General features: G+C 63.0%; 11 protein-coding genes. 1 reads left to right on the top strand and 10 read right to left on the bottom strand.

What is annotated here, in order from left to right; genetic code table 11:
* The 4 genes from M2S36_RS14825 to M2S36_RS14810 all read right to left on the bottom strand — a co-directional run bounded on the left by M2S36_RS14825 (position 1) and on the right by M2S36_RS14810 (position 2476).
* Positions 1–357: a helix-turn-helix domain-containing protein gene (locus M2S36_RS14825; protein ID WP_207828315.1), complete on the bottom strand. Its 357-nt coding sequence runs from the start codon at positions 355–357 to the stop codon at positions 1–3.
* Positions 347–655, bottom strand: a complete 309-nt coding sequence (locus M2S36_RS14820) for a type II toxin-antitoxin system HigB family toxin (RefSeq protein ID WP_333957364.1) — start codon at positions 653–655, stop codon at positions 347–349. The genes M2S36_RS14825 and M2S36_RS14820 overlap by 11 nt, the downstream gene beginning before the upstream one ends.
* Positions 656–726: 71 nt before the next feature.
* Entirely contained in the window at positions 727–1500 is a 774-nt protein-coding gene (locus M2S36_RS14815; RefSeq protein ID WP_207828307.1) for a ParA family protein, read from the bottom strand.
* A 76-nt stretch (positions 1501–1576) separates the two neighbouring features.
* Entirely contained in the window at positions 1577–2476 is a 900-nt protein-coding gene (locus tag M2S36_RS14810; protein WP_207828305.1) for a LysR family transcriptional regulator, read from the bottom strand.
* Between the two features lie 165 nt (positions 2477–2641).
* Between M2S36_RS14810 and M2S36_RS14805 the strand changes: the two genes are divergently transcribed.
* Positions 2642–3829 carry an MFS transporter gene (locus tag M2S36_RS14805; RefSeq protein WP_333957371.1) on the top strand — a complete coding sequence of 396 codons (1188 nt, stop codon included), beginning with the start codon at positions 2642–2644 and terminating at the stop codon, positions 3827–3829.
* Between the two features lie 100 nt (positions 3830–3929).
* Here M2S36_RS14805 and M2S36_RS14800 read toward each other — a convergent pair whose 3' ends face one another.
* The 6 genes from M2S36_RS14800 to aroB form a co-directional block, all read right to left on the bottom strand.
* Positions 3930–4277 carry a YgiW/YdeI family stress tolerance OB fold protein gene (locus M2S36_RS14800; RefSeq protein WP_063912051.1) on the bottom strand — a complete coding sequence of 116 codons (348 nt, stop codon included), beginning with the start codon at positions 4275–4277 and terminating at the stop codon, positions 3930–3932.
* 116 nt (positions 4278–4393) lie between these two features.
* Complete coding sequence (gene hemE, locus M2S36_RS14795) at positions 4394–5458, bottom strand: uroporphyrinogen decarboxylase (protein WP_025340953.1); 1065 nt, start codon at positions 5456–5458, stop codon at positions 4394–4396.
* 238 nt (positions 5459–5696) lie between these two features.
* Positions 5697–7115: an FAD-dependent oxidoreductase gene (locus tag M2S36_RS14790; protein WP_013974599.1), complete on the bottom strand. Its 1419-nt coding sequence runs from the start codon at positions 7113–7115 to the stop codon at positions 5697–5699.
* Positions 7116–7221: 106 nt separating this feature from the next.
* Complete coding sequence (gltB, locus tag M2S36_RS14785) at positions 7222–11667, bottom strand: glutamate synthase large subunit (protein ID WP_207828294.1); 4446 nt, start codon at positions 11665–11667, stop codon at positions 7222–7224.
* A 372-nt stretch (positions 11668–12039) separates the two neighbouring features.
* Positions 12040–13674: an SPOR domain-containing protein gene (locus tag M2S36_RS14780; RefSeq protein ID WP_207828293.1), complete on the bottom strand. Its 1635-nt coding sequence runs from the start codon at positions 13672–13674 to the stop codon at positions 12040–12042.
* 15 nt (positions 13675–13689) lie between these two features.
* The gene (aroB, locus tag M2S36_RS14775) at positions 13690–14787 is read right to left on the bottom strand and encodes a 3-dehydroquinate synthase (protein WP_015272135.1); all 1098 of its coding nucleotides are present in this window, start codon (positions 14785–14787) and stop codon (positions 13690–13692) included.
* Positions 14788–14833: the final 46 nt, after the last annotated feature.

Below are 14833 nucleotides of genomic sequence, written 5' to 3'. Positions count from 1 at the left end.
TCAAGCACTCGCCAGCAGCGACTCATAGGGGATACGAAGGCCATCATGCAGGCGCTTGATCATGGAAAGGCTCAATCCACGCTTTCCATTCAAGACTTCCGAGACTCTCCCGCTTGGACCAATGAAGGGTTCTAGATCACGCGGTGTGAGCCCCTGCTGATCCATGCAGAACTTGATGGCCTCGATGGGGTTAGCCGGGTGGATGGGGTAGTGCTTGTTCTCGTACACCTCGATCAGTGTCACAAGCACTTCCATTTCATCGGCTTCTGGCGTTCCCGCTTCAGCCTGAAAAATGGTTTCAAGCCGCTGGAATGCTGCTCGCAAATCATCATCGTTGCGGATTGGCTTAATATTCACAGATTGTCTCCACGTCAATCTCGTCATATCGCTCATGCGTACCGACGAACTTCACCCAGGCAATACCGGCTCGATACTGCATCTCGACTACAAGCCGGTACTTGTTACCCCCGATGTTGAAGACCACGCGGTTGTTGCCACATATGCTGGCGCTGCCAATCTGGTCCTTTACATCCTGCGGCGTTCGCCAGATGGCTTTGATGGCCATGTCGTGCCAGCTTTCCAAGGGGGCTTTGGCATCCTCATGTCCGGGCAAACCCCAGAACTTCACCAAGGTGCTTTTGGCAATGACGCGCATCCAAGCATATCTCCCGTTTTGGGAGATTATGAGCGGTAGTCACCCTTCCTGCAAGCGACAAGAAACAACGCTCACTCGCAGCGTTCGAGCAAATCGTGCAACTCGACAAACTGCTGGGTCAGCTTGTGCCTGGGCTCCAGGTGAATCAGCGGAAGGCTGGCATGGTGCGACTCACGCATCTTCACCGAGCTGCCCAGGTACACCGGTAGCACCGGAAGCCCTTCGGCCAGCAGCTCGTCGAGCATCTGCTGTGGCAGGCTGGCGCGGGACTGGAACTGGTTGACCACGATGCCTTCGACCACCAGGTCTTCGTTGTGGTCTTCCTTGAGTTCTTCGATCTCGGCCAGCAGGCCATACAGGGCCTGGCGCGAGAAGCTGTCGCAGTCGAAGGGAATCAGCACGCGATCGGCGGCGATCAGCGCAGACACCGCATAGAAGTTCAGCGCTGGCGGGGTATCGATGTAAATGCGCTCGTAGTCCTCGTCCAGCTCGTCGAGCAACTTGCGCAGCTTGTTGATCTTGTGTTTCGCCTCAAGCTTGGGCTGCAGATCGGCCAGCTCGGCCGTGGCGGTGACCACGTGCAGGTTGTCGAACGGGGTTTCGTAGATATCGACCTGGTTCTTCTTGCTGAACGGCCCGCTGGACAGGCTTTGCTTGAAGAAGTCGGCGATGCCCATGGGGATGTCCTCGCCGGTGAGGCCGGTGAGGTACTGGGTCGAGTTGGCCTGGGCATCCAGGTCGATCAACAGGGTCCGGTAGCCTTCATTGGCACTGACCGCCGCCAGGTTGCAGGCGATACTCGACTTGCCCACGCCACCTTTCTGATTGAACACCACGCGCCGCATGATTGACCTCCGTGTATCAACGAATGCCCGAGTATGTGGTGCGGCTGCGGCAATGACCAGCGCCATTTGACCCGCATTACCCTTGGCCGACCACCTGCCCCGTCAATAGCTCGGCGAATGCCTTGGCCATCGCCGAAGCCCCACGCTCGCGCTGCACCAGCCACACCGCCGACATCGCCCCTTCATCCAGCAGCGTGCGATAAACCACCCCCTCGATGCGCATGCGCTGGAACGACGCCGGTAGCACCGACACCCCAAGCCCCGCCGACACCAGGCCGATGATGGTCATCGCCTCCCCTGCCTCCTGGGCAAAATGCGGGCTGAAACCCGCCTGGCGCGCCAGGCTCAGCAACTGCGCGTGCAACCCGCTGCCATAGCTGCGCGGGAAGAACACGAACGGCTCATGGGCCAGGGCGGCCATGTGCACGCCATGTTCCGTGCCTTCGGCCAACGGGTGCGAGGCGTTGATCACCGCCACCAGCGGCTCGCGAAACAGTTCAGTGGCCACCAGCCCTTCCGGCAGCGGCATCGGCCGCATCAGCCCCACTTCGATGGACTCGTCGAATACTCCTTCAGCAACATCGCGGCTGCTCATTTCCTTGAGGTTCAGGTGCACCGCCGGGAAGCGCTGGCGGAAGGCATGGATGGCCTTGGGGATCTTCGAGGTAAACGGTGCCGACGAGGTAAAGCCGATCTTCATCTCCCCCAGCTCACCTAACTGCGCACGCCGGGCCACGTCGGCGGCCTTCTCCACTTGCGCCAGCACCTGGCGGGCTTCCTCGAGGAACAGCCGCCCCGCCTCGCTCAGCTCGACCCGACGGTTGGTACGCTCGAACAGCCGGGCTCCCAGTTCCTGCTCCAGCGCCTGGATCTGTTGGCTCAAGGGTGGTTGCGAAATGCCCAGTTGCTGGGCAGCGCGGCCAAAGTGCAGCTCTTCGGCCACGGCGATGAAGTAACGCAGATGGCGCAGTTCCATGATCGGCTCCGAACAGGTCGTAAAACGTCTTAAATAGGTCGAACAATATATTGGATCTAATCATTAGCCAGCTATATGCTTTTTTCATTGCGCCAGAGGTACCCGCCCGTGAAAACTGCTGTAGCGCCCCTTCCCGTCGAGCCCGAACCTGCCCCGCTGAACGAAATGTGGATCGAAAAAGGCACCCCCGCCTTCATGAAGACCGTGCTGGCGCTATTCAGCGGCGGCTTCGCCACCTTCGCCCTGCTGTACTGCGTGCAGCCGATGATGCCGTTGCTGTCGAAGGAATTTGCCATCAATGCGGCGCAGAGCAGCCTGGTGCTGTCGGTCTCGACAGCCATGCTGGCGTTCGGCCTGCTGATCACCGGCCCTGTCTCCGACCGCATCGGGCGCAAGCCGGTGATGGTGTTTGCCCTGGTCTGCGCCGCCCTCTCCACCCTGGCCAGCGCGATAATGCCCAGCTGGGAGCTGGTACTGGCCACCCGCGCCCTGGTCGGCCTGTCGTTGAGCGGCCTGGCGGCGGTGGCCATGACCTACCTGAGCGAAGAAATTCACCCGCAGCACATCGGCCTGGCCATGGGCTTGTACATCGGTGGCAATGCCATTGGCGGCATGAGCGGGCGCCTGATCACCGGCGTGCTGATCGACTTCGTCAGCTGGCACACGGCGATGCTGACCATCGGCGGCCTGGCCCTGGTGGCGGCGCTGGTGTTCTGGAGGGTGCTACCCGAATCGCGCAACTTCCGCCCACAGGCGATGAACCCACGCAGCCTGCTGGATGGCTTCGTCATGCACTTCAGGGATGCCGGCCTGCCCTGGCTGTTCCTCGAAGCCTTCCTGCTGATGGGCGCCTTCGTCACCCTGTTCAACTACATCGGCTACCGCCTGCTGGCCGAGCCCTACCACATGAACCAGGCACTGGTCGGCTTGCTGTCGGTGGTGTACCTGTCGGGCATCTACAGTTCGGCGCAGGTCGGCGCGCTGGCCGACAAGCTGGGCCGGCGCAAGGTGTTCTGGGCCAGTATCGTGGTGATGGCGGGTGGCTTGCTGATGACCCTGGCCAGCCCCCTGGCGATGGTGATCGTCGGTATGCTGGTGTTCACCTTTGGCTTCTTCGGCGCACACTCGGTGGCCAGCAGCTGGATTGGCCGCAGGGCCTTGAAGGCCAAGGGGCAGGCGTCGTCGTTGTACCTGTTCAGCTATTACGCCGGGTCGAGTGTGGCCGGTACGGCGGGCGGGGTGTTCTGGCACCAGTGGGGCTGGAACGGCATCGGGCTGTTCATTGGCGGCTTGCTGGTGGTGGCGTTGCTGGTGGCGCTGCACCTGAGCAGGCTACCACCGAAAACTGCTTGAGGCCCATTCGCGGGTAAACCCGCTCCCACAGGGACCGCGCTACAGCTGAGGGCAACGCTATACCTGTGGGAGCGGGTTCACCCGCGAAGAGGCCAGTGGCTCAGTTGATGATCTCGACCCTATCCACATCCACCTCCCGGCTCATCAGGTGCTTCTCCACCTCCCCGGTCAGCTTGACCTTGGTCTTGTCGTTGAACGGCGTCGGCGGCAGGTCTTCATCATCGATTTCCACGGTGATGGTGCCGGTGTTGTCCTTGAACTCGTACTTGTCGTCGTTGTTGATCTTCTTGGTCACGAAGCCTTGCAACACAACCGGGGTGTCATCGGCAGCATCGTTGGCCGCAGCTACGGTGGTGACCGACTGGGCACCTGGGCCGGTATACCCGGCAGCCAGGGCCGCAGTGCTGAACAAGGGGGCGAGGATCAATGCAAGATAACGTGCTTTCATGAGGATCAGGTCCTGTTTCGGTTTCGATGGGACCAGATTAACGACGATCGCTGAATTAAAACTTAATGCAACAAAAAGCCCGGCACATGGCCGGGCTTTCGTGTTCAGCGATCGATTCACTGATGGTACTGCGCCGACAGTTCATGCACGGCGTTGATGAACACGCCAGCGTGCTCCGGGTCGACTTCCGGGGTGATGCCGTGGCCCAGGTTGAACACATGGCCTGTACCGTGGCCATAGCTGGCCAGGATGCGCGCCACCTCCTTGCGGATGGCCTCGGGCTTGGCGTAAAGCACGGTCGGGTCCATGTTGCCCTGCAACGCCACCTTGTCACCCACGCGGCGGCGGGCATCGCCGATCTCGCAGGTCCAGTCCAGGCCCAGCGCGTCGGCACCGGCTTCGGCGATGCTTTCCAGCCACAGGCCACCATTCTTGGTGAACAGGATCACCGGCACCTTGCGCCCTTCGTGCTCGCGGATCAGGCCGCTGACGATCTTGCGCATGTAGGCAAGGGAGAACTCCTGGTAGGCCGCCGCCGACAGGTTGCCGCCCCAGGTGTCGAAAATCTGTACGGCCTGGGCGCCAGCGAGGATCTGGCCGTTGAGGTAGCTGGTGACCGACTGGGCCAGCTTGTCCAGCAGCAGGTGCAGGGCCTGCGGGTTGTCGTAGGCCATGGCCTTGGTCTTGCGGAAGTCCTTCGACGAGCCGCCTTCGACCATGTAAGTGGCCAGGGTCCACGGGCTGCCGGAGAAGCCGATCAGCGGCACACGACCGTTGAGCTCGCGGCGGATGGTGCTGACCGCGTCCATCACGTAGCCAAGGTCTTTCTGCGGGTCGGGGATTGGCAGCGCTTCGATGTCGGCCGGGGTGCTGATGACCTTCTTGAAGCGCGGGCCTTCGCCGCTTTCGAAGTACAGGCCCAGGCCCATGGCATCGGGGATGGTGAGGATGTCCGAGAAGAGGATCGCAGCGTCCAGCGGGTAGCGGTCCAGCGGCTGCAGGGTGACCTCACAGGCGAACTGGGGGTTCATGCACAGGCTCATGAAGTCACCGGCCTTGGCGCGGCTGGCGCGGTACTCCGGCAGGTAGCGGCCGGCCTGGCGCATCATCCACACCGGGGTGACGTCTACGGGTTGCTTGAGCAGTGCACGCAGGAAACGATCGTTCTTCAGGGCAGTCATGTCGGCATCCGGAAAAATAGTGCGGGCATTTTCTCAGACGCCAGCGCAAAAGGCACGGTCAAGGCCATGCGTTTTGTCTATTGGATGCCATGGATCAAGGATTTTTGTATACAAAAATGCCGTTGGGGCTGCTTTGCAGCCCATCGCGACGCAAGGCCGCTTCCACATGAGGAATGCATTTCCCCTGTGGGAGCGGCCTTGTGTCGCGAAAGGGCCGCGAAGCGGCCCCGACAATCGATCAGACTTCCAGGTAGTCCAGGATACCCTCAGCAGCAGTACGGCCTTCGAAGATAGCCGTCACCACCAGGTCCGACCCGCGCACCATGTCGCCACCGGCAAACACTTTCGGGTTGCTGGTCTGGTGCTTGAACTTGCCCTTCTCCGGTGCCACCACGCGGCCCTGGCTGTCCAGCTGGATGCCATGCTGCTCGAACCACGGCGCCGGGCTTGGGCGGAAGCCGAAGGCGATGACCACGGCATCGGCCGGCAGGATCTCTTCGGACCCCGGGATCGGTTCGGGGCTGCGACGGCCACGGGCATCCGGTTCGCCAAGACGGGTCTCGACCACTTTCACGCCTTCGACCTTGTCTTCGCCGACAATGGCGATAGGCTGGCGGTTGTAGAGGAACTTCACGCCCTCTTCCTTGGCGTTCTTCACCTCGCGACGCGAACCCGGCATGTTGGCCTCGTCACGGCGATAGGCGCAGGTCACCGACTTGGCGCCCTGGCGGATCGAGGTGCGGTTGCAGTCCATCGCGGTGTCACCACCACCCAGCACCACTACCTTCTTGCCCTGCATGTCGACGAAGTCTTCCGGCGACTTCTCGAAGCCCAGGTTGCGGTTGACGTTGGCGATCAGGAAGTCCAGCGCGTCATGCACGCCCGGCAGGTCCTCGCCCGGGAAGCCGCCCTTCATGTAGGTGTAGGTCCCCATGCCCATGAACACCGCGTCGTACTCGGCGAGCAGTTGCTCCATGGTCACGTCCTTGCCCACCTCGGTGTTCAGACGGAACTCGATGCCCATGCCGGTGAACACTTCACGGCGGTTGCTGAGCACGGTCTTTTCCAGCTTGAACTCGGGAATGCCGAAGGTCAGCAGGCCGCCGATTTCCGGGTTGCGGTCGAACACCACCGGGGTCACGCCGGCACGTACCAGCACATCGGCACAGCCCAGGCCGGCCGGGCCCGCGCCGATGATGGCAACGCGCTTGCCGGTTGGCTTGACCTTGGACATGTCCGGTCGCCAGCCCATGGCGAAGGCGGTGTCGGTGATGTACTTCTCCACCGAGCCGATGGTCACTGCGCCGAAACCGTCGTTCAGGGTGCAGGCACCCTCGCACAGGCGGTCCTGCGGGCATACGCGGCCGCACACTTCCGGCAGGGTGTTGGTCTGGTGCGACAGCTCCGCCGCGGCCAGGATGTTGCCTTCGGAAACCAGCTTCAACCAGTTGGGGATGAAGTTGTGCACCGGGCACTTCCATTCGCAATACGGGTTACCGCAGCCCAGGCAGCGGTGTGCCTGCTCCACGGACTGCTGCGGCTTGAACGGCTCGTAGATTTCCACGAACTCCTTCTTGCGCTGGCGCAGCAGCTTTTTCTTCGGGTCCTTGCGGCCCACCTCGATGAACTGGAAGTCGTTGTTCAGACGTTCAGCCATTTTTCAAAACCTCTTTACCGCAGTTGCCAGCCTCAGGCTGCAAGCTGCAAGACGATCACTTGAGCACGACGGGCCCCGCGTACGGGGCCGCCACTTGCAGCTGTTGTTACTGCGGGTTGGCACGGGTGCTGGACAGCAGTTGCTTCAGGTTGGCTGCCTTCGGCTTGACCAGCCAGAAGCGCCGCACGTAGTCGTCCAGGTTCTCCGAGAGCTCACGCCCCCACTCGCTGCCGGTCTCTTCCACGTACTCGGCAAGGACCCGCGCCAGGTGGCTGCGGTAGGCCTCCATCGCTTCACCACTGATACGCTGGATTTCCACCAGCTCATGGTTGAGCTTGTCGACGAAGGTATTGTCCATGTCGAGCACGTAGGCGAAGCCGCCAGTCATGCCAGAACCGAAGTTGTAACCGGTCTTGCCCAGCACGCAGACAAAGCCGCCGGTCATGTATTCACAGCAGTGATCGCCAGTGCCCTCGACAACAGCGTGGGCGCCGGAGTTACGTACAGCGAAGCGCTCACCAGCAGTACCGGCGGCGAACAGCTTGCCGCCGGTGGCGCCGTACAGGCAGGTATTGCCGACGATGGCGCTGTGCTGGGTTTCGAACGGGCTGCCGGCTGGCGGCACGATGGTGACCTTGCCACCGGTCATGCCCTTGCCGACGTAGTCGTTGGCGTCGCCTTCCAGGTGCAGGTTCAGGCCACCGGCGTTCCACACGCCGAAGCTCTGGCCCGCAGTGCCTTTGAAGCGGAAGGTGATCGGCGCCGCGGCCATGCCCTGGTTGCCGTGCAAGCGGGCGATTTCACCCGACACGCGCGCACCGATGGAACGGTCGCAGTTGCAGATGTCGAGGCTGAACTCGCCACCGGCCTGGTCGCGGATGGCCGGCATGGCCATTTCCACCATCTTCTCGGCCAGCTCGCCCTGGTCGAACGGCGGGTTCTTGTCGACTTCGCAGAACTGCGGCTTGTCCGCCGGGATGTGCGAGCTGCCCAGCAGTGGCGACAGGTCCAGGTACTGCTGGCGCTCGGTGTCGCCCGGCAGCACGTCGAGCAGGTCGGTACGGCCGATCAGCTCGCCGAGGCTGCGCACGCCCAGCTTGGCCAGCCACTCACGGGTTTCTTCGGCGACGAAGGTGAAGAAGTTGATCACCATGTCGACGGTGCCGATGTAGTGGTCCTTGCGCAGCTTGTCGTTCTGGGTGGCCACGCCGGTGGCGCAGTTGTTCAGGTGGCAGATGCGCAGGTACTTGCAGCCCAGGGCGATCATTGGCGCGGTACCGAAGCCGAAGCTTTCGGCGCCGAGGATGGCCGCCTTGATCACGTCCAGGCCAGTCTTCAGGCCGCCGTCGGTCTGTACCCGTACCTTGCCGCGCAGGTCGTTGCCACGCAGGGTCTGGTGGGTCTCGGCCAGGCCCAGCTCCCACGGGGCACCGGCGTACTTGATCGAGGTCAGCGGCGAAGCACCGGTACCACCGTCGTAGCCCGAGATGGTAATCAGGTCGGCATAGGCCTTGGCCACACCGGCGGCAATGGTGCCGACGCCGGCTTCAGCCACCAGCTTGACCGAAACCAGGGCCTGCGGGTTGACCTGCTTGAGGTCGTAGATCAGCTGGGCCAGGTCTTCGATCGAGTAGATGTCGTGGTGCGGCGGTGGCGAGATCAGGGTCACACCCGGTACCGCATAGCGCAGTTTGGCGATCAGGCCGTTGACCTTGCCGCCTGGCAGCTGGCCGCCCTCACCGGGCTTGGCGCCCTGGGCAACCTTGATCTGCAGCACTTCGGCGTTGACCAGGTACTCCGGGGTCACGCCAAAGCGGCCGGTGGCCACCTGCTTGATCTTCGAGCTCTTGATGGTGCCGTAGCGCGACGGGTCTTCACCGCCCTCACCCGAGTTGGAACGCGCGCCCAGGCGGTTCATCGCCTCGGCCAGCGCTTCGTGGGCCTCAGGCGACAGTGCGCCCAGCGAGATACCCGCGGAGTCGAAGCGCTTGAGGATCGCCTCCAGCGGCTCTATCTGCTCCAGCGGCAGCGGCTGGTCGGCCACTTTCACCTTCAGCAGGTCGCGGATCATCGACACCGGGCGCTGGTCGACCAGCGTGGTGTATTCCTTGAACTTGGCGTAGTCGCCCTGCTGCACGGCAGCCTGCAGGGTGTTGACCACATCCGGGTTGTAGGCATGGTATTCGCCACCGTGGACGAACTTCAGCAGGCCGCCTTGCTGGATCGGCTTGCGCGCGCTCCAGGCTTCGGCTGCCAGCAGCTTCTGGTCGCTTTCCAGGTCTGCGAAGCGCGCACCCTTGATGCGGCTGGAAACGCCCTTGAAGCTCAGACCGACCACTTCCTCGGACAAGCCGATCGCTTCGAACAGCTGCGCGCCACGGTACGAGGCGATGGTGGAGATACCCATCTTCGACAGGATCTTCAACAGGCCCTTGGAGATGCCCTTGCGGTAGTACTTGAAGACTTCGTCCAGGTCACCCAGCACTTCGCCGGTGCGGATCAGGTCGGCCAGCACTTCATAGGCCAGATATGGGTAAACGGCCGAGGCACCGAAGCCCAGCAGCACGGCGAAGTGGTGCGGGTCGCGAGCGGTGGCGGTTTCCACCAGGATATTGCTGTCGCAACGCAGGCCCTGTTCGGTCAGGCGGTGGTGCACCGCACCCACGGCCAGCGAGGCGTGCACCGGCAGCTTGCCCGGAGCAATGTAGCGGTCGCTCAGCACCAGCTGGGTCTTGCCAGCGCGCACGGCCTCTTCAGCCTGGTCGGCGATGTTGCGGATGGCCGCTTCCAGGCCGACGCTCTCTTCATAGTTGAGGTCGATCAGCTGGCGGTCGAAGCCTTCGCGCTCCAGGTTCATCAGCGAACGCCACTTGGCGGGCGAGATGACCGGCGAGCTGAGGATCACCCGCGAAGCGTGCTCCGGGGATTCCTGGAAGATGTTGCGCTCGGCACCCAGGCAGATTTCCAGGGACATGACGATCGCTTCGCGCAGCGGGTCGATCGGCGGGTTGGTTACCTGGGCGAACTGCTGGCGGAAGAAGTCGTACGGCGAACGCACGCGTTGCGACAGCACGGCCATCGGCGTGTCGTCACCCATCGAGCCGACCGCTTCCTGGCCCTGCTCGCCGAGCGGGCGCAGCACCTGGTCACGCTCTTCGAAGGTGACCTGGAACATCTTCATGTACTGCTTGAGCTGGTCAGCGTCGTAGCTGGCCACGCCCTGGTCGTCGGTCAGGGTCGCCTGGATGCGCAGGGCGTGCTGACGCAGCCAGCGCTTGTACGGGTGGCGCGACTTCAGGCGGTTGTCGATGGCGTCGGTGTCGAGGATCTGGCCGGTTTCGGTGTCCACGGCGAAGATCTGGCCCGGGCCGACGCGGCCCTTGGCGATGACGTCCTCGGGCTTGTAGTCCCATACGCCGATTTCCGACGCCAGGGTGATGTAGCCGTTCTTGGTGGTCACCCAGCGCGCCGGGCGCAGGCCGTTACGGTCGAGCAGGCACACCGCGTGGCGGCCTTCGGTCATGACGATACCGGCCGGGCCATCCCACGGCTCCATGTGCATGGAGTTGTATTCGTAGAAGGCGCGCAGGTCGGCGTCCATGGTCTCGACGTTCTGCCAGGCTGGCGGTACCAGCATGCGCACGCCACGGAACAGGTCGATGCCGCCGGTGACCATCAGCTCCAGCATGTTGTCCATGCTTGAGGAGTCGGAACCGACGCGGTTGACCAGCGGGCCGAGCTCTTCGAGGTCGGGGATCAGGTCGTTGGCGAACTTGGTGCGACGGGCCATGGCCCAGTTGCGGTTGCCGGTGATGGTGTTGATCTCGCCGTTGTGGGCGAGGAAGCGGAACGGCTGCGCCAGCGGCCATTTCGGCAAGGTGTTGGTGGAGAAGCGCTGGTGGAACACGCAGATCGCGGTTTGCAGGCGCTCGTCACCCAGGTCCGGGTAGAAGGCCGCGAGATCGCGCGGCATCATCAGGCCTTTGTAGATGATGGTCTTGTGCGAGAAGCTGCAGATGTAGTGGTCGGCGTCGTGGGCGTTGGCCACGGACGAACGGCGACGGGCACTGAACAGCTTGATGGCGAATTCCTGGTCGCTCAGGCCTTCACCGCCGATGAACACCTGCTCGATCTGCGGCAGGCGCTCCAGGGCCAGGCGGCCGAGCACGCTGGTGTCGATCGGCACCTTGCGCCAGCCGACCAGCTTCAGGCCAGCGTTGATGATTTCGCGGTCCATGTTGGCGCGAGCGGCTTCGGCTTTGACCGGGTCCTGGTTGAAGAACACCATGCCGACGGCGTACTGCCTGGGCAGTTCGACGGCAAAGTGCTCCTGGGCCACGGCACGCAGGAACTGATCGGGCTTCTGCATGAGCAGACCGCAACCATCACCGGTCTTGCCGTCGGCGTTGATGCCGCCGCGGTGGGTCATGCAAGTCAGGGCCTGCATGGCGGTTTGCAGAAGGTGGTGGCTCGGTTCGCCCGTCATGTGGGCGATCAGGCCAAAACCACAGTTGTCCTTGAATTCTTCGGGATGGTACAGACCTGTTTTCATAGACACATTCTCACCAGGTTCACCTCTCAACGGAGGTAAATCTCTTTTTTAACAACCACTTACCATCCACGCCGATCAAACGCCAGCTTTTTTGCGGTGGCCATGGAAAACCATTGTTGCACAGCGACAGCGATGCTCACAAATTTTCATGTCTCACCATTGAAAATTTATGTCGCAATTTTGAATGTTTTTGCGCCATGTGCCGTGATAGCGGCTTGGCTCGAGTCTGAAGCGTTTCAGCCATGACTGCAAGTAAGGCTTGTGGCCGGCAGTCCGGGACAGAAAAGCCTGCCGCGCTCAGGCGCAGCAGGCTAGTCGAAAGCTAGAATTCGCTTAGCTACTGGGCGGCGGGGTGATGCCGCCCGGAAGGTATCAGCGGGCCGAGGCCAGCTCTTGTTGGACGCTGGCGACGGTACGTGGCCAAGGTTTACCAGCCTGGACCTTCGCTGGCAAGTTCTTGATTGCCGCAACCGCTGCGTCGCGGTTGGCGAAGTTGCCGTAAGTGACCACGTACAGCGGCTTGCCCTGCAGGTTTTTCTTGAAGTAGCGATAGTCGCCACCCTGGGCCTTGACGAACGCCTGGGCCGAAGCCTCGGAGCTGGTACCCAGGATCTGCACCACGTAATTGCCCGGTTTCTGTCCGGCGTACCAGCCGCTGTTGCCGCTGCCACCGGCCGCTGGCTTCTCGGCAGGCTTGGCGGCCGGCTTGGCCACGGCGACCTGGGTCGGTGCTGGTGCAGGCTTGGCAGGCGCAACCGGTTTGGCAGGCTGGGTTGCGACAGGTTTTGGCGCAGGCGCAACCGGTTGTGGTTGCGGCTGCACTGGCTGGGCCGGCGCCGTGGCTACAGGCTGGGCAGGTACCGGTGCCGGGCCCGCCGGCACACCTTGCGGCGGCGCGATGGTGGTCACGGTTGGCGGTGGGTTGCCAGGCTGCAGGGCAGTATCACCGGCCGGGCTGCCCTCTTCGCCCTCGCCCATGCCCGCAGCCTGGGCCAGCGGCTCGCGCATCACCGGCTGCGACTGGCCAACCAGCGGCAGCGGCATCGGCTGGGACGAACCCGAGAACTCGATAGCCGGACTGCCACCATTGGCCTGACCCTCGCCAAGCGGCAACTGGGCCTGGGCGGCCGGCGCTTCGGCGGGCGCCTTCTCACCTTTCTTCGGCATCAACACCGCGGCCGCAACGGCGACCACAACCACAGCGGACAGCGCGAGCACATGTTTTTTAGGCATCTTGAACCCCATGGATGGTCGCTTGGCCGTCGAGCGGCTGGCGATCATGGCTTCGATCAAAGTGTCACGGGCGACCTGGTTGATGTTGCCAGGCCAGCCGTCGGAGTTTTCATGGATATCGACGATCTGTTCACGGCTGAACACCTCGATGCCCCGGCCAGCACCTTCCAGGCGCTGCTCCAGGTACTCGCGGGTTTCTTCTTCACTGTAGGGGGCGAGCTCGATGATGTGGAAGCGTTCTTCCTCGACATGGATCTCTTCAAGCCCGGCAATCAGCGACGGCTCACCGAACAGGAACACATGCGGGCGCCCTTCCGGTACCCCCGCTGCCAATTCCAGCAACGCTTGGAGTGCCGACTCGTCGAGTTGTTCCGCATCGTCCACCAGCAAATACACTTCCTGGCCGGTCAGTGCCAGTTGCACCACCTTGGCCAGGATCGCCTGCACTTCGGCCTGGGCCACATCCAGGTTCTGCGCGACCTGGCCCAGTACGCTGGCGGCATCGCTGGCGCCACGGGCGGACACCACCACACTCTGCACCGCCTGCTTGTTGGTGCTGGCCACCAAGGCCTGGCGCAGCAGGGTCTTGCCGCTGCCCAGCGGGCCGCTGACAACCAGCATCAGCTGACTGTAGCGTGCCAGGTGGTGCAGTTGGCCGAGCACGGGCTTGCGCTGGGCCGGGAAGAACTTGAAGCCGGGCACGCGGGGCGCGAACGGATCGTGGCTCAACTGGTAATGGTCGAGAAAGGCCTCATCGGCATGCAAACTGGTCATTGCGCTGTCACAACCTCAAAGCTGGGCCACGATCGCGCGGTAATCCGCCGACAACGTGGCCTGTAGAATCTCTTTCGGATAGTCGTCGGTCACCACGGCCTCGCCCATCTGGCGCAGCAGCACCAGACGCAAACGACCATCGAGAACCTTCTTGTCGACCGCCATGTGCTCCATGAAATGCGCCGGGGTCATTTCCTGTGGTGGCACCACCGGCAAACCTGCGTCCTGCAACAGGCGGATTCCGCGATCGCGCTCGGCCTGGTCGATCCAGCCAAGGCGCATGGACATCTCCAGGGCCATTACCGTGCCCGCCGCCACGGCTTCGCCGTGCAGCCACACGCCATAACCCATGTGGGTCTCGATGGCATGCCCGAAGGTATGCCCCAGGTTCAGCGTGGCGCGCACGCCAGACTCGCGCTCGTCGGCACCCACTACCGCGGCCTTGGCCGCGCAGGAGCGGCGGATGGCTTCGGTCAGCGCCACCGGGTCGAGGGCACGCAGCGCCTGCATATTGTCCTCGAGCCAGGCGAGAAACGGCTTGTCGCAGATCAGGCCGTACTTGATCACTTCGGCAAGGCCTGCGGACAGCTCGCGTGCCGGCAGGGTCTTGAGGCTGGTGGTGTCGATCAGCACCGCATTGGGCTGGTAGAAGGCACCGACCATGTTCTTGCCCAGCGGGTGGTTGATGCCGGTCTTGCCGCCGACCGAAGAGTCGACCTGGGACAGCAGGGTGGTCGGCACCTGGATGAAGTCGACGCCGCGCTGGTAGCAGGCGGCAGCGAAGCCGGCCATGTCACCGATCACGCCGCCACCCAGGGCGACCACGGTGGTGCGGCGGTCGTGCCGCGCAGTCAGCAGGCCATCGAAAATCAGTTGCAGGGTTTCCCAGTTCTTGTGGGCTTCGCCATCGGGCAATACCACCGGCAGCACCGAATAGGCACCCAGGGTCTTGCTCAGGCGTTCGAGATACAGGGGCGCGACGGTCTCGTTGGAAACGATGGCAACCTGCCGCCCGGCGATGTGCGGCGCCAGCAGCTCGGGCTGGTCCAGCAGGCCTTCGCCAATGTAGATCGGGTAGCTACGCTCGCCCAGGTCGACTTTTAGTGTCTGCATGTATCCCCACAATGTACTTGGGCGCGACGCCGTTCAGGCGCCCACG

The sequence above is a fragment of the Pseudomonas sp. SF2 genome (assembly GCF_036858055.1).
In the GTDB taxonomy this organism is placed as follows: Bacteria; Pseudomonadota; Gammaproteobacteria; order Pseudomonadales; family Pseudomonadaceae; genus Aquipseudomonas.
This window is presented reverse-complemented; position numbering and strand designations above follow the sequence as displayed.